General features: G+C 38.2%; 22 protein-coding genes. 13 read left to right on the top strand and 9 right to left on the bottom strand.

The window, feature by feature from the left end; translation table 11 throughout:
• Window positions 1–147 precede the first annotated feature (147 nt).
• The 8 genes from LIV57_RS04295 to LIV57_RS04260 all read left to right on the top strand — a co-directional run bounded on the left by LIV57_RS04295 (window position 148) and on the right by LIV57_RS04260 (window position 7,666).
• Complete coding sequence (locus tag LIV57_RS04295) at window positions 148–1,440, top strand: hypothetical protein (protein ID WP_227941572.1); 1,293 nt, start codon at window positions 148–150, stop codon at window positions 1,438–1,440.
• Window positions 1,441–1,494: 54 nt separating this feature from the next.
• A complete protein-coding gene (locus LIV57_RS04290; protein WP_227941571.1) occupies window positions 1,495–1,710 on the top strand; it encodes a hypothetical protein in 216 nt (71 codons plus the stop codon).
• A gap of 53 nt (window positions 1,711–1,763) precedes the next feature.
• A complete protein-coding gene (locus LIV57_RS04285; RefSeq protein WP_227941570.1) occupies window positions 1,764–3,056 on the top strand; it encodes a hypothetical protein in 1,293 nt (430 codons plus the stop codon).
• A 76-nt stretch (window positions 3,057–3,132) separates the two neighbouring features.
• The gene (locus LIV57_RS04280) at window positions 3,133–4,056 is read left to right on the top strand and encodes a T9SS-dependent choice-of-anchor J family protein (protein ID WP_227941569.1); all 924 of its coding nucleotides are present in this window, start codon (window positions 3,133–3,135) and stop codon (window positions 4,054–4,056) included.
• 177 nt (window positions 4,057–4,233) lie between these two features.
• Entirely contained in the window at window positions 4,234–4,977 is a 744-nt protein-coding gene (locus LIV57_RS04275) for a hypothetical protein (protein ID WP_227941568.1), read from the top strand.
• Window positions 4,978–4,983: 6 nt separating this feature from the next.
• Entirely contained in the window at window positions 4,984–6,324 is a 1,341-nt protein-coding gene (locus tag LIV57_RS04270; RefSeq protein ID WP_227941567.1) for a S41 family peptidase, read from the top strand.
• 270 nt (window positions 6,325–6,594) lie between these two features.
• On the top strand, window positions 6,595–6,864 hold the full coding sequence (locus LIV57_RS04265; protein ID WP_062670440.1) for a hypothetical protein: 270 nt from the start codon (window positions 6,595–6,597) through the stop codon (window positions 6,862–6,864).
• Between the two features lie 79 nt (window positions 6,865–6,943).
• Window positions 6,944–7,666 (top strand): sterol desaturase family protein, encoded by a 723-nt coding sequence (locus LIV57_RS04260; RefSeq protein WP_227941566.1) that lies wholly within the window; start codon window positions 6,944–6,946, stop codon window positions 7,664–7,666.
• Window positions 7,667–7,675: 9 nt separating this feature from the next.
• On the opposite strand, the gene LIV57_RS04255 is transcribed toward LIV57_RS04260, so the two are convergent.
• Entirely contained in the window at window positions 7,676–8,098 is a 423-nt protein-coding gene (locus LIV57_RS04255; protein WP_227941565.1) for a MarR family winged helix-turn-helix transcriptional regulator, read from the bottom strand.
• A gap of 51 nt (window positions 8,099–8,149) precedes the next feature.
• On the opposite strand from LIV57_RS04255, the gene LIV57_RS04250 reads away from it, so the two are divergent.
• A complete protein-coding gene (locus LIV57_RS04250; protein ID WP_227941564.1) occupies window positions 8,150–10,399 on the top strand; it encodes an ATP-binding cassette domain-containing protein in 2,250 nt (749 codons plus the stop codon).
• Between the two features lie 117 nt (window positions 10,400–10,516).
• On the opposite strand, the gene LIV57_RS04245 is transcribed toward LIV57_RS04250, so the two are convergent.
• The 7 genes from LIV57_RS04245 to LIV57_RS04215 all read right to left on the bottom strand — a co-directional run bounded on the left by LIV57_RS04245 (window position 10,517) and on the right by LIV57_RS04215 (window position 17,799).
• Window positions 10,517–11,551, bottom strand: coding sequence for a phytase (locus tag LIV57_RS04245; protein ID WP_227941563.1), 1,035 nt, complete (start codon window positions 11,549–11,551; stop codon window positions 10,517–10,519).
• Between the two features lie 7 nt (window positions 11,552–11,558).
• Complete coding sequence (locus tag LIV57_RS04240) at window positions 11,559–14,369, bottom strand: TonB-dependent receptor (protein WP_227941562.1); 2,811 nt, start codon at window positions 14,367–14,369, stop codon at window positions 11,559–11,561.
• Window positions 14,370–14,502: 133 nt separating this feature from the next.
• A complete protein-coding gene (locus tag LIV57_RS04235) occupies window positions 14,503–14,886 on the bottom strand; it encodes a hypothetical protein (RefSeq protein WP_227941561.1) in 384 nt (127 codons plus the stop codon).
• Between the two features lie 67 nt (window positions 14,887–14,953).
• Entirely contained in the window at window positions 14,954–15,487 is a 534-nt protein-coding gene (locus LIV57_RS04230) for a Crp/Fnr family transcriptional regulator (RefSeq protein WP_227941560.1), read from the bottom strand.
• 10 nt (window positions 15,488–15,497) lie between these two features.
• On the bottom strand, window positions 15,498–16,034 hold the full coding sequence (locus LIV57_RS04225) for a TetR/AcrR family transcriptional regulator (RefSeq protein WP_227941559.1): 537 nt from the start codon (window positions 16,032–16,034) through the stop codon (window positions 15,498–15,500).
• Between the two features lie 57 nt (window positions 16,035–16,091).
• A complete protein-coding gene (locus tag LIV57_RS04220; protein ID WP_227941558.1) occupies window positions 16,092–16,805 on the bottom strand; it encodes a hypothetical protein in 714 nt (237 codons plus the stop codon).
• Window positions 16,806–16,917: 112 nt separating this feature from the next.
• Window positions 16,918–17,799: a cupin-like domain-containing protein gene (locus LIV57_RS04215; RefSeq protein ID WP_227941557.1), complete on the bottom strand. Its 882-nt coding sequence runs from the start codon at window positions 17,797–17,799 to the stop codon at window positions 16,918–16,920.
• Window positions 17,800–18,033: 234 nt separating this feature from the next.
• On the opposite strand from LIV57_RS04215, the gene LIV57_RS04210 reads away from it, so the two are divergent.
• The 3 genes from LIV57_RS04210 (at window position 18,034) to LIV57_RS04200 (ending at window position 21,440) form a co-directional block, all read left to right on the top strand.
• Entirely contained in the window at window positions 18,034–19,329 is a 1,296-nt protein-coding gene (locus LIV57_RS04210; RefSeq protein ID WP_227941556.1) for an Ig-like domain-containing protein, read from the top strand.
• Between the two features lie 255 nt (window positions 19,330–19,584).
• A complete protein-coding gene (putP, locus tag LIV57_RS04205) occupies window positions 19,585–21,081 on the top strand; it encodes a sodium/proline symporter PutP (protein WP_227941555.1) in 1,497 nt (498 codons plus the stop codon).
• 194 nt (window positions 21,082–21,275) lie between these two features.
• Window positions 21,276–21,440: a bacteriocin-like protein gene (locus LIV57_RS04200; RefSeq protein WP_227941554.1), complete on the top strand. Its 165-nt coding sequence runs from the start codon at window positions 21,276–21,278 to the stop codon at window positions 21,438–21,440.
• Between the two features lie 27 nt (window positions 21,441–21,467).
• Here LIV57_RS04200 and LIV57_RS04195 read toward each other — a convergent pair whose 3' ends face one another.
• The gene (locus LIV57_RS04195; protein WP_227941553.1) at window positions 21,468–22,631 is read right to left on the bottom strand and encodes an MFS transporter; all 1,164 of its coding nucleotides are present in this window, start codon (window positions 22,629–22,631) and stop codon (window positions 21,468–21,470) included.
• Window positions 22,632–22,738: 107 nt separating this feature from the next.
• On the opposite strand from LIV57_RS04195, the gene LIV57_RS04190 reads away from it, so the two are divergent.
• Window positions 22,739–23,095, top strand: a complete 357-nt coding sequence (locus tag LIV57_RS04190; RefSeq protein WP_227941552.1) for a winged helix-turn-helix transcriptional regulator — start codon at window positions 22,739–22,741, stop codon at window positions 23,093–23,095.
• Window positions 23,096–23,120 lie beyond the last annotated feature (25 nt).

Genomic DNA, 23,120 nt, shown 5'->3' with positions numbered 1-23,120 from the left:
TATGGGAACTCCCGCAATGCAGTTCCTCCTGCAGAGATGGGATGAACCCAAAAACAATACGAAGAAATAGAGAGCAAGATATTACTGAATACTAAAAACTGATCTGGTATAAAAATAAAACAACCGGATTTATTAAAAATTATAACAATGAAAAGATTCATTCTAATTGCAGTGGCAGGACTATCCCTTACTGCCTGTCAAAATGATCATTTAGCGGATTCTTCTACTTCATTCGAAATGAAATCTACTTATGCTGAGTATATTACAGCTTCTGCTCTTCCGGTAACCAGTGTAAGCGGAGATATTACTTCCAATACAACATGGAGCGGGGTGATTGAAATGGATGGAGTTGTAACGGTAAAAAACGGGGCAACTTTAACAATCCAGCCGGGTACATTCATTAAAGCTAAACCAAGCACAAACTATACCCCTACAGGGGTTTTGGTAATTGCTAAAACAGGAAAAATCAACGCGGCAGGTACAGAAGCCCAGCCCATCATCTTCACCAGCTACAAATTGTTAGACGGAAACGAAGATACTACTGCTGCCCCTGGTGACTTCGGAGGTGTTATCTTGTTGGGAGATGCCCCTGCAAATACAATTAATACTAAAACAATTGAAGGATTATCTGGGTATGATTTTTATTACGGAGGTACAAACCCTTCTCACAATGCAGGAATATTGAAGTATGTTCGTATTGAATTTGCAGGATATGACTATGGAGGAGCTAATTCGGGAAACGAAATCAACGGTCTGACTTTAGGAGGTGTTGGTAACGGAACTACTTTAGATCATATTCAGGTATCTTATGGGAAAGATGACTCTTTCGAATTCTTCGGGGGAAACGTAAATGCTTACAACCTTGTTTCTTTTGCTGCTGAGGACGATAACTTTGATTTTGATAACGGATATACTGGTACAATCACTTGTGCACTGGCTTTGGCAGATTACAACTCTACACACAGTCCTAGCAGCTCTAGTCCGGATTCTAACGGTATTGAACTTGATAACAATGCAGATGGTTCTTATACAACATTGTTGACTCATCCGGTGATCAATAACCTTACTATTATCGGTGCTAAGAATTCTTCTAAAGGCGTTTTATATGAAAACGGTATCCATATCAGAAGACACGGAAGATTGACATTGAACAATGCTGTTGTAACAGGTTATCCAGTAGGAATCAAAGTAGAAGGTACTGGTTCTGAACTTTCTGCAGCTTCCAATTTAGGTTCAATCCAGGTACACGGATTTGGTACTTCCGTTACAGGAGCTGGTACGGCAGGAATTCCTGCTTCTAACCTATTAACAGGAACTACTGCATCTCTATGGGGTATGAGCCAACCTTTCTATAACGAAGGAAGCTGGAATGTATCTCCAAGAAACTGTGGAAACTTCCAGGGACTTTGGACCAAGTATAATTTCTCCATTTTAGAATAAGGAAATGAACCTTATGAGTATGGAGATAGAAACTTAGAGTAAAAAGATATCTTAATGATAGAAACGTACAGGTTTCGGGAACCTGATCAAAAACTGAAGAATACTGATGATGCGCACAGCAGTACAGTTCTGAGAAAACCGGACGTTAACAGCTTTTCCCAGGCATTAACGGATTTTATGGGAACTCCCCCAATGCAGCTCCTCCTGCAGCGACGGGATGAACACCAAAAAACAAATCGAAGGAATAGAGAGGAAGATATTCCTGAATAAAAAACTGATCTGGTATAAAAATAACACAACCGGATTTATTAAAAATTATAACAATGAAAAGACTAACTCTAATTGCAGTGGCAGCATTATCTCTTACAGCTTGTCAAAATGATCAACTGGCAGATTCATCTTCTCCATTCGAAATGAAATCTACTTCTGCTGAGTACCTTACAGCTTCTGCTCTTCCGGTAACTACCGTAAGTGGTGCTATTACTTCAAATACTACATGGAGTGGAGTAGTTGAATTAGATGGAATTGTAACAGTAAAAAATGGGGCTACATTAACCATTCAGCCGGGTACATTCATTAAAGCCAAGCCAAGCGCAAACAATACAGCTACAGGAGTTTTGGTAATTGCTAAAACAGGAAAAATCAACGCAGCGGGTACAGAAGCTCAGCCTATTATTTTCACCAGCTACAAATTGTTAGACGGAAACGAAGATACAACTGCTGCTCCTGGTGACTTCGGAGGTGTTGTTATATTAGGTGATGCGCCTACAAACACTCCGTTCACAAAAACAATTGAAGGATTATCCGGTCCTGATTTCTACTACGGCGGTACCAATGCTTCTCACAACGGAGGAACATTGAAATATGTACGTATCGAGTTTGCAGGATATGATCTTTTAGCTCCGAACTCAGGTAACGAAATCAACGGTCTTACGCTAGGAGGAGTTGGAAACGGAACTACTTTGGACCATATTCAGGTTTCTTTCGGAAAAGATGACTCTTTTGAATTCTTCGGAGGAACTGTAAACGCTTCAAACCTTGTTTCTTTTGCTGCTGATGACGATAACTTCGACTTCGATAACGGATATACAGGAACAATTACTTGTGCATTAGCTTTGGCAGATTACAACTCTACACACAGTCTTAGCGGAGCAAGCCCGGATTCTAACGGTATCGAACTTGATAACAACGCAGAAGGTTCTTCTACAACATTGTTGACTCATCCGGTGATCAACAACCTTACTATTATCGGTGCTAAGAACTCTTCTAAAGGTGTTTTATATGAAAACGGTATCCACATCAGAAGACACGGAAGATTAACATTAAATAACGCTGTCGTTACAGGTTACCCTGTGGGTATCAAAGTAGAAGGTACAGGTTCTGAGCTTTCTTCAGCTTCAGCATACAGCACCATCCAGGTTCACGGATTTACTACTTCAGTTACAGGTACAGGTACAGCAGGAATCCCTGCAGCTAACCTGGCGACTGGTACTCCAGCATCTCTATGGGGTATGAGCCAGCCTTTCTTCAACGAAGGTGGTTGGAATGTGTCTCCAAGAAACTGTGGAAATTTCCAGGGACTTTGGACAAAATACAACTTCTCCATTGTAGAATAATAAAAACTTTAAAAAAGCAGGGAACAGCACATGCTGATTCCTTGCTTTTACTTCAAAAATTTTAATCATCAGCATTATGAAAAAAATAATTTTATCATCTGTTCTGTTTTTATCCCACCTGGCTGCAGCACAGTCTCTGGTATGGGGAAATTCGTTTGATACTCCTGCCGATCTTCAGGGCTGGACTTTTCATGACCTGAACAACAATGGCAATGGATGGGTACAGGGGCAGAATATTTATCACAACGGAACTACCTTGGCCTATGGAACTGCGGGTGTTCTCCGCCATTCTATCAATTTGGTTCCAAGTGGAAATGCTAACGGATTTACCACAGAAAATGACTGGATTATTTCTCCTCAGATTGATCTTACCAATATTGCAGGAACCATTACGCTGGCCGCCTATATAGGGAGACAGAGATCTACTCACACGATTGTTGCCAGAGAACTTTTTATCTATGTAAGCACACCGCAGAAAGAAGTTCCAACGTTATCGGACTTTCAGGCAATGACCGTAGATGCAGACGGAAATGATGTTCAGAGTATGTATAAAATACAGGTAGGTGACTCAGCCAATCCTTTTCCGGCAGATCTTACTCAGTTTGTGGAATCCCTTGTAGATCTTTCTGCTTTTGCCGGGAAAAAGATCTATATCGGAATGTGGTCAAACAGAAAAACAAGCGGAAATAATGTCCAGAACATTAATATTGATGAAATCGGAATTTATGCTACTTCATTTTTGGGAACTAAGGATGTAAAAAGAAACAAAATTGTAACACAAATAGCAGAAAATCCGGTAAGAGAATCTTTACAGCTGCAGCTTAATCCGGCGTTGAAAGAAAATATAACTATGGTTAGTATTTACAATGCAGCAGGACAGAAAGTTCTTACCACTCAGTATTCTAAAGCGATCAGCACAGCAGAGCTTACATCCGGAGCGTATATCGCAGAAATTACAGATGGAAAGACTACGGAAAGGCTGAAGTTTATTAAAAAATAATCATTCTATCCCCTTGGAATCTGATTTTAGGAACACCATGAAATTTTAAATAAATAACGGAGAGTCTTTGAAAAAAGCTATCCGGAACATATCCAACTAGTTTTTTTATAATTATATATTGCCCGGCCCACGGGCCGGGCAATATTTTTAAGTTTTACAAGAAATAATTGAAGAAAGATGAATAAAATCTTTGCATTACTACTGTTTTTCACTGCACTTTTTTCATGTACAGACAGCAATACGATGGAGCTGTATGATAAAGTGCAGAAACCCGGAGAGGTAAATATCAAAGGATTTTCCAAACCTGATGTCCTTCAGTTGAGGTTGAACGGACAGCCTGTATCCATTGACGGAAAAACGTCCTATACCAATAAAATTGAAACCCAGCTTCAGTTTGTTCTGGATCAGGAAGAAACTAATAAATTGTCTGTCTATAATCATGAAACAGGCGCTGAAATTGCAAAATACAATATTACCTATGACAATATAAATGATTATAAAAACCTCTACTTTTTTAATCTTCCCGGAATCTATCTGCAGACCTATGCCGTAAAACCCCAGGTGAATCTGGGGAAAGTAGGTTTTGAGTTTATTTTTCCCAACCTGGGTGAATTTTCCGGAAGCTCTCTGAAAGAGGTAAAAGGTATTTTGAAAAGAGAAAACGGAGTGGTGCTTGCCGAGTTTGATAATATTGGAAAAGACAACTTTACGGCAGTGAAAATCTATAGTTTTTTCAGCTCAACAGCTCCCATATATCTTGAATTATACAAGCCGGGAACAACGGAGCCTTACGCAGGTTCTAAGATGATTCAGGTAAAATTAAAACAACATACGGGCGCTAATATGATTGTCCTTCAGGAAAAAATGGAAAATGGAGAATGGGTGGTAAAAGGAGATATCGATATAGCAGAATATCTGTAATTACGTATGAAAAGCTTTTTAAAACTTCAATGTATTGCGGCAGCAGTCTTTCTTATGTCGTGTACCAGTAATAATGACGAAAGCGCACCCGTATTTCCGGAAGGAAGTACCGAAGCTGTAAACCTTTGGGTTCAGGACAGCATGAAAAGATACTATTACTGGGCAGATCAGATGCCTGCAAAGCCGGATTATAAGCTTCCTGTAAAAGATTTTTTCAAAAGTTTGCTGTCTTCAAAGGACCGGTTTTCTTTCATGGTGAATACTGAAGATTCTTCTTCCTATCCACGTTCGATAAGGAATATGTACGGTTTTGACTATACCATTGTTCAGCTTGCTAATAATGAAGTGGTTACTGTAGTGAAGCTGGTGCTCCAAAATTCCCCGGCTTTCAATGCAGGGCTGGAAAGGGGAATGATCATTACCAAAGTGAATGGAAAAGCAATGACAGCCGCGAATGCCGAAGCAATGGCTTCATCCATTAAAGATCAGACCGTTGTAGAGCTTACCGTTGGAAAGTGGCAAAACGGAGGCGTTACGGATGAAAAAAATATTACCGTTTATTATGGTTTTTCTTTTGAGCAGCCGGTTTTATCGAAAATTTTTGAGAAAAACGGAAAAAAAGTGGGCTATCTGTACATCTATGATTTTCCGGACGGGATGACGCAGACGTTGTACCAAAAATTTGGAGAATTCAAAATGGCAGGAGTACAGGAGCTGATTCTCGATCTCCGTTATAATTATGGAGGCTCGGTGTCATCTGCCGCAGCACTTTGTTCACTGATTCCTTCAGGACTATCATCCGCCTCGCCGTTCATCATTTTTAAAGGAAATAAAAATGGAGGTGAAGTAAAAAGAACATTTTCCCAGCAAATTGCCTATGATCCCAAAGCGCTGGACTTTGCAACGTTGCGTGCGAATGCGCTGGGATTACAGAAAGTATGTATTCTCACATCGAACAGTACGGCATCTGCTGCCGAGATTGTTGTGAATAATCTCAAACCTTACATACAGGTGATGCAGATAGGAGATACTACGCTGGGGAAAGATATGGCCGGATTTGTAGTGGAAGACAAGCGTAAACCCAGAAAAATTTCCTGGCAGATTCATCCGGTGATCTATAAAGTCTTTAATGCCAACGGAGCAGGAGAATACAGTAATGGAATTCCCCCGCAGAGCAATGTCAATGAATTTGCCGGACTGCCATTATTACCTTTGGGAGATCCCAATGAAACCCTTATTTCTTCTGCACTTAACGGAGGTTATTTCAAATCAGCAGGTCACGAAAAGAATGGAAATATCAAAATTTTATTTCAAAGTGATGTACCTCCGGTTATGATGGAAAAATAATTTGCATGGAAAAGACAAAGAAAGAAAATGAATGTCAATATTTTAAACCATTAAGAAGCTTGAAGAAATAAAGTAAAGTTAAGACCAATCATTCTGATTTTAAGTAATACGAAACTTATCTTCATCATCTTAACACCTTAATACCATCTTAATGGTTCAAGAAAAAATTTAAAAGATTTATTTAATAGTTAAAAAATAATATATCGAAAAGTAAAAGAATAAAACATTTTGCCTTTTACCTATTTAAAAACACAATAAAATCATAAAATCATGCAGGGAATAGAACCAAAACTTCACATGAACCTGACCAGCCGTATTGAGTATTACCGTCTGCTGATAGAAGCTGCGGAAGATCCTGAAAGCCAGCCTTCGGAGGTGATTACCCAGATTTCAGAACTTGGACATCTGTACGAAGAGTATCTGCTTAACAAGAAAAATCTGGAAAACAGCATCAAAAACTACCGGGCCTATCATAACGATTTGAGAAAAAAGCTCACGTCAAGACTGAGGGAGCTCAGAAGAAAGGCAAGACAGAAATAAAGCAAGGAATGTACTTTATCGGTTGATTTTACGGTGAAATTCATACCTTTATGACATCAAGCAGAAGGATGAAAGACTTATGAATTTTACTCAGGCAGAACTTTCCGGTTATTTACAGGTATTTTGGCAGTTTTCCTGGCTGCAATGGATGATATTCAGCCTGATTGCCAATATTTTCCTCTACCTGTTTTCCATAGGTTTATATGTTTTTATCGAGAAGACTTGCCGTAAAAGTCAGCTGCAGGAGAAGAATCATCCTGTCACCGGATCCGATTTTTATCTTAGTCTGCTTACAATATTGTGTAACAGCTTTGTCATGTTGCTCGGAGCTTTTTTATGGAAAAAAGGATGGATTGTGCCGGGACAGACAGAATCAGTAATTGGCATAACAGCGGAAGTCGCTGTTTTACTTCTTTTAATGGATTTTTTGATGTATCTCTTCCATTTTACGGCACATTTACCTTTCATCTATAAAATGTTCCATGGAAAACATCATGAGCATGTCAGTACCAACTTTTTAAGCCTTTTTGTTCTGCATCCTTTGGAAACCATAGGGTTTGGACTGATGCTGCTGGTTATACTCATAGGATATGATTTCTCTGTCATTTCGATTTCCATCTATCTTTTGCTTAATCTGATCTGGGGAACGATAGGGCATCTGAACAGAGAATTTTTTCCGGCATCTTTTGACGGCTTTTTTGTGGGAACAACCAGGTTTCATAACCAGCACCATTTGGATGAAAGTAAAAACTTTGGATTTTATACTTCAATCTGGGACAGGTTATTCGGGACGTATAAGTAACTATGAATACTACAGTTTTATATTATTCAAAACTTTACCCAGCAGATAATTAAAATTTTTTAATTCTTCAGAGGTAAGTATGGAAGCCGTCTGATGAGTGATAGCCTTACGGAAAGTTTCAGAATTATCTACAATAAACCTTCCTTTATCCGTTACTGAAAGATTGAATTTCCTGTGGTCTGCTTTCTCTTGTTCCCGGACAATCAAATCTTGACCGATCAGAAATTTCAACTGTTTTGAAATGGCTGCCTGGCTAATGTTGAAAGCCAGTGATATTTCCCTTCCTGTTGCTGTTCCTTTCCTCATAATAAATTCAATAATATTATAATGAGCAGCAGTTACTCCGTTAATGTCACCCCGGTTCATGTTAGCCAGAATAAGACATTGGAAATCAGTAAATGTGTTAAAAAATTCTTTTTCAATGGGTTTCATTACAAATATGCTTAACTTAGTTAAATATTAACAAAGTTAAGTATTTTTATCATGGAAAATATAGAAATTACGAACGCCCGTCAGAATAATCTCAAAAATATTTCCATAAAAATTCCAAAGTACAGGATCGTGGTTTTTACGGGAGTATCGGGATCCGGAAAATCATCTTTGGTCTTTGAAACGATTGGAGCTGAAGCACAAAGACAGATTAATGAGACCCAGAACAGCTTTATCAGAAACCGCCTGCAGCATTATGGCCTTCCGGATGTAGATAAAATTGAAAACCTTAATGTTCCAATCATTATCAATCAAAAACGGTTGGGTGGAAATGCCAGATCTACAGTGGGAACGGCAGCGGACGTGTCTGCTTCTCTGAGACTGTTGTTTTCGAGAATGGGAGAGCCGTTTGTAGGATATTCCAATGTATTTTCATTTAATCACCCTCAGGGAATGTGTCCTGAATGTGAAGGATTGGGATTTGTGCAAACTTTAAATGTGAATACCTTGATTGACCGTGACAAATCTTTGCATGAAGGAGCCATTCGCTTCCCTACATTTCAGCCTGGAGGATGGCGTTTAACAAGATATACTTTGTCCGGTTATTTCGATAATGATAAAAAGTTGAAGGATTTCACCGATAAAGAATGGGAAACCCTGTTGTATGCACAGGAACACAAACCGAAACATCCTGATAAAGAATGGGGAAAAACGGTAAAATATGAAGGTATTGTTCCAAGGATTGAAAAAGCATTTCTGAAAAAAGATTCAAAAGAAAACATCACAAGAAAAGACGCTCTGAAGAATATTGTGATTACCAAAACCTGCCCGTCTTGCCAGGGAAAACGTCTGAACGAAAAAATACTGTCCTGTAAAATCGAAGGTAAAAGTATTGCAGATTGTATGGCCCTTTCAGTGGATGAACTGCTTGAGTTTATTACCTCACTGGATTCAAAAGCATATGAAGTCGTCATCAAAGAGCTTTCCGCAAAGCTGCAGAATATCATTACGATAGGATTGCAGTATCTGACTCTTGACAGAAGTACCAACACGCTTTCGGGAGGAGAATCCCAGCGTATAAAAATGGTGAGGAGTTTGGGAAACAGCCTGGTAAATCTGTTGTATATTTTTGATGAACCCAGTATTGGACTTCATCCGAAGGATCTGCAGAATATCATCACTATTATTCAGCAGATCAGAGACAAAGGAAACTCTGTTTTAATCGTTGAGCATGATCCGGATCTGATCAAAATGGCGGACAGGGTGATTGATATTGGCCCCGGTTCAGGAAGAAACGGAGGAGAAGTGATCTATGACGGGACATTTAAAAATTTAAAAAAATCAGCAGGTAAAACAGGTTCTTATTTCGCAACAAAACCTTCCATCAAACAAGAATTCAGAAAACCTGATGGCTATCTGGAAATTAAAAATGCCAACAGATATAATCTTAAAAATGTGACGGTAAATATTCCCACCGGGATAATGACAGTCGTTACCGGAGTGGCAGGATCCGGCAAAAGTACCCTGATAAACCGTATTTTGCCGGAACTTTATCCGGATGTAACTATTATTGATCAATCTTTGTTCGCTGCAAGTGCCCGCTCCAATTTGCTTACTTATCTCGGAATATCAGATATTGTGCGTAAGCTTTTTGCACAATCCAATCATGTTTCTGATAGACTGTTCAGCAGAAACAGTGAAGGAGCCTGCAAAAACTGTAAAGGTTTGGGAATAGAAAAGATTGACCTGGCTTTTATGGATGATATTGAGCAGCCATGCGAGGTTTGCGGAGGTTCAGGATTTGATCCTGATGTACTGCAATATACCTACAGCGGAAAAACAATTGCAGAAGTCATGAGCATGACAGTTTCTGAGGCTGCTGATTTTTTTAAGGAAGAATTGGTGCTCAGAAATTTTGATCTGCTGATACAATTAGGACTTGATTATCTGACATTAGGGCAAAGACTGGACAGCTTTTCCGGAGGCGAAAGACAACGCCTGAAGCTGACAAGAGAACTGAAAAATACCAATCAGATCATTATTCTGGATGAACCAAGCACAGGACTGCATCCAAGTGATACCCAAAAACTGCTTACGTTTTTTAATGGACTTGCAGATCAGAATAATACGCTGATTGTTATCGAACACAATCTTGATATTATTTCCCAGGCAGACTGGATTATTGATATGGGACCGGGTGCAGGGAAATTTGGAGGTGAAGTATTGTTTGAAGGAACTCCGGTGGAGCTATTGAAAAATAAAAAATCATTCACTGCAGAGTTTTTGAGAAAACATATCCAATAAAACAAAAGCATTAAGTTGAACTGAACCATGAGATTGCTTCACCTATGGTTCGCAATGACAGGACAGTTCAACTTAATGCTCCTAAAACCTTATCAGCCTTAATGATTCAAGATTCTTTTATTTTCCAGCCTTTACCGCAGATTTAATGGCTTTTTCAATCACTCTCCAGTCATAATAATGAAATACTCTGCCATTGCTCATCGCAACAAAAACGCCTTTCGGGAATTTTGCACCCAAGTTAACATGGGTCACTTCAGAACCATCACTTTCTAATGTAGAAACCGGAATTTCTGCAATTCTCCCCTTTGATTGGTCTTCTCTTAAGTAGACATTAAAGGTATCATTCTGCTGATTCGAAACCAGAATATAACCTTTCCCTTTATCAGTAGGATAGATGGAAATTCCTTCCACATCAGATTTAAAATCACCTTTTCCGAAAACAGCTAATTCCTCATTACCTTTTTCCGGATCAGCATAGTATTTATGAACTCCAAACTGCTCATCAGAATAGTAGATATAGCCCATTTCGTCATCTACAGCAATGCTTTCAATCTCTTTCAGGCCACTGTATTTTCCGAATTTACGGACAACTTCTCCGGTGATAGAGCCATTTTTCTCCGTAAGCTTATATTGCGATAGGTAGCCGTCAGCAGGACCAGATTTTCTTCCTACAATGACAAATATTTCTTCTGTCTGCGGATTTTTATACATTGAAACTCCCATCGGACCACGTTCCGTTTCTCCTTCAAATACAGAGACTTCTCCCACTTCTTTCAGTTCAGGAAGCGAATATAATTTTACTTTGTTCGTTTCCCTTTCCGTTACGGCAGCGATGTCTGTTTTCTTTCCATTTAAAATAAAACCATATTCAAGATCAACATTGTTGGGACGTTTCAATCCTAATACTTTATGGATGATTTTTCCGTTAAGATCAAAGGCGTACAAACCTCCATCCGTATCTTTATCTGTGCCGATGATTATACTTTTTGAAGCATCCTGAGAATTGATCCATATGGCAGGATCATCCGTATCATGAACTACTGTTTCTGTGATAACAGCAGGTTTTAATTTTTCTATGGCTTCTTTCTGCCCTTTGCAGCTGATCACAAAAGGAAGAACTGCAAGTGCTAGTATATAATGTATGTTTTTCATGTTTATTTTAAAAATCAAATTTCACTCCCATCGTAAACCTTGGTCTGTAATATTCAGCCTGTGCGGTTCTGCTTGGGATTCCCTGGTAGTATCTTAACGGCTGGTTCGTCAGATTATTGGCTTCTGCAAAAACTCTGAGCTGGGTCGTAATCTTGTAGGAAGCATTAGCATCAAGGAAAAACTGTTTGTCGTAATAACGGTCATCAAATGCCTTGCCACCAAGCTCATCAATATAATGAGAAGCATAGTTCATGGAAACTCTTGCTGAAAAACGTTTGTTTTCCCATGAAAGAGATCCGTTGAACATATGAGGAGCAGCTCCCGGAAACCCTACATCTGTTCTTTCAATGCCTTCTTCATTGGTAATTCCTTTTGCTTTGGATTTAGTATAAGTATAGTTGACATACACTCCAAGTCCTTTCCAGAAAGCTCCGGGAATGAAATCAAGCTGTCTTTGCAAAGCAACTTCAAACCCATAAATATCTACATTGTCACCATTACGCTGCTGGGTAAATTTCCAGTTGCTTTCTCCGGCCGGAATTGGGTTGGTTTGTCCCGCAAAATCATTGGCAAAGTCGTTCGCGGTATAATTTCTTTTGGAATACGTATAAATGAAATCGTTAAGATTTTTATAGAAAACACCTCCGGAAAGAATCCCTACAGACTTGAAATATTTTTCTGCCATGAAATCAAAATTGTAGGCATAGGTTGCCTTCAGATTCGGATTTCCTGCTGCAACAATTTCATCTTCTGAAATAACATTCAGGTAAGGAACTAAAGAATAATAGTTCGGGCGGGCAAGAGCGGTAGTAAATGCTGCACGAAGGACAAGATCCTGCACCGGGACATATTTGAAGGAAATATTCGGAAGGATATTGGTATACGTATTGGTATTATTGATTTGCCCTACCAGATCCTTCTCATTCATGACATAATTTCCGGTGTAATCAATCTGGGTTGTTTCAATACGGGCTCCAACGATCATGGATAGTTTATCATTAAAGTCCTGATCCCATCGGATATAACCTGCATAGATCTGCTCTTTTGCATTGTAGTTGCTGGAAAGATACTTTTCAGGTTTCAGCTTACCGTTAAATAAAGTTGGATTGAATAAATCCAATCCGCCAAGGAAAGAAGGATCAACAAATGTTCCCGGAACATAATTTCCCGGCTGGAAGTTTTCACCATTAAGGTGTATGGTTGGCACCGATAAAAGACTTCCCATATTGTTAACAGGTGTAAAAGCGTAGAAATCATTCTCTCTTTCCTTTTTCTTCAAACGCATCCGGAAACCGGTACGAAGTCTTCCTTTCTGACCATCAATCACGGAAAACGGAAAACGTACATTCACTTTTGCTCCCAGTTCTTTTTCCTGAGTAAAGTTATTGGCATCCGAGAGATCACTCAGTTTATAGCTTCCCAGATTGTCTGCTGCGAGAAGGTTGATCACAGGTTTTTCAGGATTGCTAAGGTCAGGAGCGAAGTTCATTTTGCTGTTTTCAAACTCTATATAACGCTGATGAGGCTTATCTTCACTTGCGATGGCGTAATTGACAGCCCAGTCGAGGTCAACTTTAGAACCTAATAAATGTTCTCCTCGTAAAGCATAGTTCTGAACTTTTTGTTTTTCCAGACGGGTATTGTCATTATCGGCATCACCTCCTTTATTTTGTCTTGTGATACTTCCTTTCCAGTCTGTAATCTCAGTTTCATCAGCATTATAAACAGGTTTTATTTTATATCCTAAAGCAAATCTGGTTTCCTTATCATTCCTGAAGTTGTACATCGCAGAAGCATAGATCTTATTTTTGGAATTGAACTCATAATCCATGTTGAGATCAAAACTATGTCTGATACGGTGTTCATTATAATAGCGAACTCCCATTTTGCTTACATAAACCGTTTGGGCAAGATCATTGGCCTGGCTCCATACGGGTTCTATATTGTCCGAACCAAAATTGTTGTTGTTATAGGAAAAACTGAATACCGCGCCTAATTTTTTATCCAGAAAACGGTTTCCGTACACAAATCCGGCAGTGTAATTTCCTTTTTCACGGATGGGATTGTATCCTCCGGCAACGGTTGCGGAAATCCTCTGTCCGTTCGGGGAAGCCCTGGTAATAAGGTTTACGGAACCTCCGATGGCATCGGCGTCCATATCCGGAGTGAGGGTTTTATTAACTTCTATAGTAGAAATCATATCGGAAGGGATCAAGTCCATCTGTACATTACGGTTATCTCCTTCAGCAGACGGAATCCGGTCGCCATTCAGCGTAACGGAGTTCAGATTGGGAGCAAGCCCTCTGATGATAAGGTTTCTGGCTTCACCTTGGTCATTTTGTATCGTAATTCCCGGAACACGTTTCAAAGCATCTCCGATATTGGCATCCGGAAAACGTCCGATCTGATCAGAAGAAATCACATTGGTAATATTGGCGTTATTTCTTTGTTTATTCAAGGCTCTTGCCTGATTTTTCAGAGTCGCTCCCGAAACTACAATGGCTGCAATGGATGTCTCTTTCTTGTCGAAGATAATATTCTGACGGGTGTTTTTTTCAGGTTCTACCGTTACAGTATACTCATGCACACCATAACCGAGGTAGTCAATTTTCATGGTATAGCTTCCAGGAGGAACATTCAGAAATACAAAGTTTCCGTGCTCATCCGAAGTGGTATATATATTTCCCGGGCTTAAAGAGATCTTGGCTCCAGGTAGGGCTATCTTTGAATCATCATTGATATTTCCGGACAAAGAACCGTTTTGCGCATAGAAAAAAATAGAGGCACAAAACAAAACAGACGTAAAAATTTTCTTCACTTTTAATATTTTAGATAAAAATAACAGTAAAATTAAACGTCTGTTTGGCAAATGCGTTGAAGAGAAAATTAAGGTTTTCTTAAGAATTGTTAATATAGAAACTGTTTGTTGAAAGGAAATATGCAGTGATTGTTTACCTTTCAGATCCTAAATTCTTTTCAACAGTATTCCCCTCTAGAAGTAAAGTCAATTCATTACATCGTATAATCTGATGATTCTGGATAGTAAATTCTGCCAATACTTTATGTACCACCTTACTTCCATCTTTTAGGGTGGATTTTGCTATGTGGTGGGTAAATATGATATTCCCATTTTCAGCGTGGCTGATGATATCAAGCTTCTGTTCAGCCACTTTTTCTTTCAGTTTTCTGATGTGAAGAACAAATTCATCATAAGTAAGCTGAGAATGATCAACAATCTGAATGTATTCTTTTGAAAAATATTTCTCAATTAATAATTCGTCAAATACCGGATTTTCTAATACTTCTTGGAATACCTGCCGGATAAAATGCTGCATAATTTTATTATTTTGAAGCAAAATTACCTTACAGACTCATGACTAAACGATAACAATTGTAAAGAAATTACTTACGGTTGCGTATTCTGCTTAGTGAAACACTTGTGATTCCAAGATAAGAGGCAATATAATGCTGCGGAAAGCGCAGAAGAAGCTCCGGTCTGTTTTTGAGAAGCTGCTGATACCTTTCCTGAGGTGAATCTCTGATAAAAGAAATCAGCCGTTTATTAATTTCACTGAAACGTTTGTAAAAAAGTGGTAGGAAAATATGCTGGAATTCCTCATTTTCCATGAGCCTGTGAAAAGTTTCAGCCTGTAATTCATAAACGGTAGTTGATTCCAGAGTTTCAATAACAAAATCGCTGGGATTGCCATTCAGGAAGCTGTCAAAAGATGAAACTGCCTGGTTTTCTGTTATAAACTCCAGGGTAAGTTCTTTTCCGTCCTGATAGAAGAATATTCTTAAGGCTCCTTTTTTTACAAGGAACATCTTATCTGAGATCTTTCCTTCCTCAAGCAGGATCGTTTTAGCAGGATAAGTAATTTCAGTTGATAAATGAAGGTCTGTTTTCAAAAAAGAATGAAGATCAGGAATGTGCATATCTGAAGGATTAATGGGAGGCGTTCAGTATATCCTGTACGATCACTTTAGATTTTTCAATCAGTTCATTGGATCTGTAAAGCTGACTGGTCAGGATCGAACTTTCAAAAAGAAGATAGATATGGGCTGAAATCATATCGTTTTGGATATCTTCATTGAAGGATTCTCTCAACTTTATTTTATGATCACGGATTACTTTATGAATTTCTTCCTTATCTGCAGGAATTTCTGACAAAATATTCAGAAAGCTGCATCCTCTGAAATCTTCTCTTTCATTCATGTCGATCAGGAAATCGAAGGATTTCCGGAACTTTTCTTGTAGTGTTTCTGCTTCTGCTGTGAATTTTTCAAGTTCAGACACCCAGTAATCATATCTTTTATTAAGAAATTCTATGCAAAGATCATCTTTAGACTTAAAATGCTGGTAAAAGCTTGCCTTGGATACCTTAGACTCCTCAATTATTTGATTGATGCCCGTATTGTTGTAACCTTGCCGATGGAAGAGAACCATTGCAGTGCTTATTATTCTTTCGCGAGGTTTGGGCATAATGTAAAATTTTTACAAATGTAAATAAAATATGAACAGACTGGTAGGTGTTGGTTTTTAAATAAATCCTTTTGTATAATATAGCTGAATAACAAAGAAAAGTAAGGTAAAAAACCATACGATATAAGGATGATAAGTGAAGTTATTTTTCAGAATATAATGCAACGCTTTGAAAAGCTTGAAAATTCCGATAATTCCAATGATAATAAAAGCCAGAATAACGAGAATGAGCAAATATTCTCTTGTTCCATAATTATTTATCTTGTCCAGGCTTTGTATGTAAGCATTTACATTCAAAGTTTGTCCCAGAAACATAGCCGAGCTGATTAATATAAAAAAAGGAGTAGAGGTGTATACGGTTGTATAAATAAAAGAAAATAATAAGGTCCGGAAGGTGACGGTATTCACTTTTTCTTTTTTGTACCATAATATGGCAACGGTGAATAATACCGCAGTAATATTATTCATCAAAAATATAAAGAGCGCTTTTTCTACCATACTGAGCCCTTTGATCTTTGAAATAATATTATGCTCACCACCATAATCCATTAAAAGAACAGAGACAATCACAGAGGTATAAACAGACAGTTTGATAGGAGATAGGTAGTCGTGAAAACGTTCAGTTTCCTCTTTTTCCATCTCGTGAGCAGACAGGTCATAACATCGGCGGGGATCCTGAAACAATTTGAAGATGGTTACCGGAACCAATAAGATTTCAATAATAATCTGAAGGCACAGCTTCTCAAAGCTATCAATTAATTTTTCAAACATATATGTGTATTTTTGTATTTAGGGAACGTTTGCAATTTAATTATTTTTTGCAATACATCTCAAAAGTGAATAAAAAAAGTGGATGATTCGCTCAGAATCATCCACTTTTATTTTATTTTGGCAGTCCTTTTTTCAAAGCGATATGGGCTTTTTCTACTGCTTTTCTTTCTTTCCAGTCCATATACCTTTTCTTGTATCTGGCTTTCATAAAGTTATCAAAATTACGCTGAACAGCAAGATTCCATAGAGAATGTGCTTTTACAGCCCAGCTTTTATCCCAGGCACGCAGGGAAATAGAGAACGATCCGTCCAGATATTTCATCCAGTGCCACCAGCCTGTAGGCATAAATAAGGTATCTCCGTGCTCCAGAAAACATTCAATGCCTTCTATACCGTTCAAAGCCGGAAACTTTTCAAAGTCAGGATTGGCAATATCATAATCTTCCAGTGCATAGGTGGCATAAGGAAGTTTATACAGACGTGTTTTCCATTTGTATTCAAACAGAAGAACATGCTTTCTTCCATTGAAATGGGTATGGAAAATATGTGGCATATCAATATCGTAATGAAGGAATGTCACAGAACCTTTACCTCCGAAAAACATACTGGGATATTTATCTAAAAATCCACCCATAAGATTTTTTGGTGGCACATAGTCGTCCAACAGTTTGGGAGCAAATTTTATAGGGTCAAAGAAAAAAATTCTCAGATCTGTAGGCTCTTTCTGAATAAGATCAACATAATCACGAAAAGGCATTTTTGTAGTCGGAGTATTGATAGGAGCGGCAGGATCTGCTTTGGAACTATCATAAAGGGGAACTTCAACATCGCCTACTACTTCTTTCATGTAATCCATCGTCCATTTCTGATAAGCGGGCCACTTTCTTGCCATATTTCTGATTACCACCGGCTTACATGGCTTTAGATATTTTTCACGGAAATCTTCCTGTGAAATGTCATCTACAATATCAATTGGTTTAAGGATTATTCCCATTCGTTCAAATTATTAAGCTAAAGTATTAAATATTTGTGATAAAAAGATGGAAAGAATTAAAATTATTTGGAATTAATATAAATAAAGAGTAAAATGCAGATTTACACCTTACTTTTTTGGAGTTATTATGATGAGGATGTTTCTGTTATTCTTTTAATTCTATTGTGTGCAAACGATAAACGATATTTGTAGAATACAATAATTGTATGTATCATTGTTGTATTAAAAACAGCCATGAAGCGTATTTCGACTATTATTCTTTCGCTTGTATTTGCAAGTGCTTTTTCACAGAAATCAACAAGGATTTTTACTTCAGATATTGATAATTTTTGGGTGGCTTATGACAGCATTCAAAAAACAAATGATTATTCCGGAAAGCTTGATCTTATCAAACGACTCTATACTGACAAAGCAACAAAAGGCTTAAAAGCTTTTATGGATGCCAGAGATTATAACGATAGTGTATATGTGAAAGCCATAGAAAAATATCCTAAATTCTGGAATTCAGTCAGGCCGAATACCTTAACGATAAAAACCAAGACCAAAGAGTTGGAAGCAGGTGTTGCCAGGTTGAAGAAATTGTATCCTGAACTTAAAGATGCCGAAATGTATTTTACAATTGGGGCACTTAACTCTGGCGGAACTGTGAGCGGAAATATGGTATTGGTAGGTGCAGAACTTGCCAGCGGAACAGAAGCTACAGAGGTCTCAGAATTTAAAGATGAATGGCTGAAGGGTGTTTTTGCCAATCAGTCTCTGGATAATATCGTTTCCCTGAATATTCATGAATATATCCATACCCAGCAGAGCGGAAATCAAAACAGGGTTTTAAACCAGGCCATAAAGGAAGGATCATGTGATCTGATTGCCGAACTTGTGATGAATGAACCTTTGAAAAGGAAATATATTTCATACGGAATAGCGCACGAAGCTGAAATTAAAGCTCAGTTTAAAAAAGAAATGTTTAGCGGTAATCTTCCCAACTGGTTTTATAATGGAAGACAAAAAGGAGAAGGAGCTGATTTAGGGTATTATGTGGGGTATGAAATCAGTAAAATGTACTACCAGAATACCAAAGATAAAAAGCAGGCTATCAAAGATATTATTGAGCTGAATTATGATGATAATAAAGCTGTTGAAGATTTCCTGGACAAATCAAAGTTTTTCAAGGAAAAAACCGCTGATCTTTTGAAAGAATATCGTAAGAAGCAGCCATATGTTGTAAAAATAGATCCTGAAAATGGCTCTGCGAGCGTAAGTGCTGATATAAAAGAACTCAGAATTACTTTTTCACAGGAAATGGTACCGGAATACTTTTCTTTTAATCTTTCTGATAAAGGAAAAGAATATATGCCGATGACCAAAGTGAAAGGAATGGAAAATAATGATAAAACGTTGGTCTTGGGAGTAGATGTAAAGCCCGGCAAAGAATATGAATTTATACTCACTAATAAAAGTTTCAGGTCTAAAGAAGGATACCCTCTGAAAGATGAAAACTTGGTTATAAAATTTAAAACGAGGGAAAAATAGTTTGATTACAAACGATTGATAACCAGCTTTTATATACAGTTTCAATAGTTTGCTTGTTGGTTGCTATTTTTTTTCTCAGTATTACAGAAGGTTTGGGGTAAATATAATTCTGTTTTTGTTTATGGGGCTCGGTTTTATATTATCATTTGTTGTTTGGCAGAGTTCGAAAAAAGCTGCAAAAGTAAAAGCTGAGTTTGCTTTTCATAATTCTATTCATTAGAAAATCATTATATTCGGCTTCGTAAAAATAATGATATGCAAGTATATGAAGGGATTTCTGTGGGGTTGTATCTGTTATTAATGATAGGTATAGGCATATATTCTTATAGAAAATCAACAAGTAATTCAGAAGAGTTTTTAATTGGCGGCCGGAAAATGGGAGCTGCCGTAACAGCATTGTCTGCGGGAGCTGCCGATATGAGCGGATGGCTTTTGATGGGAGTACCGGGGGCGATGTATTTGTCCGGAATTTCAAGCTCCTGGATTGCCATAGGATTAACCATTGGTGCTTATCTCAATTATATTATTGTAGCCCCAAGACTCAGAATTTATACCGAAGTGGCACAGAATGCCATTACGTTACCTGTATTTTTTGAAAACAGGTTTAAAAATAAAAATCAGCTTCTGAAGATCACGTCGTCTATTTTCATTCTGGTATTTTTTACCCTGTACACTTCTGCAGGAATGGTATCCGGAGGAAAATTATTCGAATCAGCTTTTGGAATGGATTATACGGCAGGCTTACTCCTGACAAGTCTGGTGGTAGTGCTGTATACATTTTTAGGTGGGTTTCTGGCTGTAAGTCTTACTGATTTTGTGCAGGGCACCATCATGGTGCTTGCATTGGTGATCGTTCCGATTGTAGCCATTACCCAGATCGGAAGCGTGGGAGAGACGTTTTCTCTGATTGAAGCAAAAAATCCAAAATATCTGGATCTGTTCAGAGGAACAACGACTGTAAGTATTGTTTCTTTACTGGCATGGGGATTGGGATACTGCGGCCAGCCCCATATTCTGGTACGTTTTATGGCCATTGATAAACCGAAAGATCTGATCAAAGCAAGGCGTATAGGAATTACATGGATGATATTTACTGTTGCGGGAGCTTTGGCCATAGGATTGGTAGGAATCGCTTATCTGCAAAAGTTCGATATGGATACCATGATGAAGTTTGACGGATCAAAGACGGAAGCAGAAACTATTTTCATTTATTTCTCCCGTATATTATTCCATCCGTTTATTGCAGGATTTTTACTTACAGCTATTCTGGCAGCGGTAATGAGTACGATTTCCTCTCAGTTATTGGTGACTTCAAGTTCATTAACAGAAGATATTTACAAAGCTTTTCTGAATAAAAAAGCAACTCCTAAGCAATTATTAATAGCAAGCAGGCTTTCTGTTTTACTGGTAGCTGTCATTGCGGTACTTTTATCCCTGGATCCAAAGGATAGTATTCTCAATCTGGTTGGAAATGCATGGGCAGGTTTTGGTTCTGCATTCGGGCCCCTGATCCTGCTGTCTCTTTTATGGAAAAAGGCAACATGGCAGGGAGGTTTTGCCGGAATGATGGTAGGAGGAATTACAGTATTAGCCTGGGTCTATCTTCAGCATCCGCTGAAAGACTGGTACGAAATCATTCCCGGGTTTGTACTTTCTTTACTAACTAATGTGATCGTTTCTTTATTGACTTATAAGCCTGATCCTGTGATTGAAAGTGAATTTCATGAAGTTCAAAAGATCATGAAGGAGTAATATAGTAGCTTTTCAATGATACAACAATAATAGACCCTTGCTGGACAGCGGGGGTTTATTGTTTTAATATTTCTTAGACGATTTATGGGGAACAAATTATTCATTATAAAATTTAATACTATTTAACAGTCTGTGCTAAAGGTGCTTTGCTATTTTTTTACTAATTTGTCCTTTCAAACTAATAACTTATTATTATGAAAAATCTAAAGAAAATCGCGAGACAAAGTTTAAAAACAATTACGGGTGGCCGTCCTGCCGCAGCCAGTGAATGTATAGCATGTGGCTGTCCAACAACCATCTGTTATTATCTTAATGGAAACGGTGGCGGTGGTGGCTGTGGAAATATTTTATGTGCATAATTATTTCTATAAACAAAGCCTTCCATTTCATGGAAAGCTTTGCTTTTTATTACAACTTAATGTCTGTTTCCTTTTAACAAGCAGCACAACCATGGCAAGAAAAAGACCGGCAATGCTTGACCACATTACATTTTCTATACCATAACGGTCAATCCAAAAACCTCCCAAAAGGGTACCTGCAGTAACCGCAAAATTCCCGCAGGAAGTAAAAATACTGTTGATGAACTCAGAGGTCTCTGATGAGGAAGATGTTACATTGATATTGCTGATCAGAAAACCTCCGGAATGAATAAGCCCCCAAAAGATTACAATTAAAATCATCGGTGTAAAATAACTTCCGTAATGCCCAATCAGAAGGTGGATTCCGGATAATAAAATCAGGAACACAAAAGTAGTCTGAAACGGAAACCTGCTCATATATTTTCCTGCAATTCTGTTTCCTGCAATTCCTGCGGTTCCAAACAGAAAAAATAGCATACTGATCTGTTTCCCGTTCATTTGGGTGACATTCTTTAAAAAATCTGCCATATAACCATAAGTTGAATACATGGCTGCAATGATGAAGAATGCCAGAAAAAGCCCGTTCCATAGATGTTTATTCCGGAATATTTTAATGGGAAATTTACCTGAAGATGCTCCCGTATTCTGAATGGATGGCAGATAAAACCATACTCCCGCCAGAGCAACTCCATTAATGGAAGCGGTAAGTAAAAAAGAGGATTGCCAGGAAAGCAGGTCAGACATAAATGTTGCCAATGGCACTCCCATGACAGTTGCAAGCGTAAGTCCGGAAAAGATAATACTAACAGCCCTGGATTTCTCTGCAGGATCTGAGGTTTGCCCGGCAACAGATAAAGCAATGGACCAGTATACCGGATGAAAAAATGCAGGAATCATTCTTACGATGAGAAGGAGATAAAAACTGGTAATAAATGCAGACAGGATATTGGCAGCAACAAAAACCGATAAAGAAAAAATCAATAAGTTTTTCCTTTTGAAAGAAGACAATATAAGAAGCATGAAGGGCCCGAAAACAGCAACGATCAATGCAAATGCACTCAGCAGCCATCCCGCTTTTTCAATGGAAACCCGGGATGCGGAAGCAAGTTCGGGTAATACTCCAATCACTCCGAACTCTGTAGTGGTAATTCCGAAAACACCTAGTGCCAGTACATAAAGATTTCTGTTCATATTCATTATTTTTTGCAAATTTGCAGAATAGACTATCAGAAAACTATATACTTACCTTTTAGTTCTATACTTACCTTTTTGAAAGTGTCAATCTAAAAAACGTTGTTATGCCTGAATTTTTCCATGATAAAAGACTGTATTATACTCCTATTGAATTTGCGTTAAGTCATATCGGCGGAACATGGAAGATGCCGATTTTGTGGAGACTGCAGGAGAAGCCACTCCGTTTTAGCGAGCTTAAAAAGGATATTCCTCATATTACAGATAAAATGCTCACCAGTCAGCTGCGTGAGCTGGAAGCTAAAGAAATGATTCACAGGGAAGTATTTCCCGTAATTCCTCCAAAAGTAAAGTATAGTCTTACAAAGAAAGGAGAGAAAGCCATTCCGGTTATTGAAACTATCATGAAATTTGGTTACGATCTGATTAAGGATGAGGGAATTGTCTTCCCGCCTAAAGAATGATAACACTTCATTTTCTGTTACATAA

Origin of the sequence: Chryseobacterium sp. X308 (assembly GCF_020733145.1) — a bacterium.
Lineage (GTDB): Bacteria > Bacteroidota > Bacteroidia > Flavobacteriales > Weeksellaceae > Chryseobacterium > Chryseobacterium cupriresistens.
This window is presented reverse-complemented; position numbering and strand designations above follow the sequence as displayed.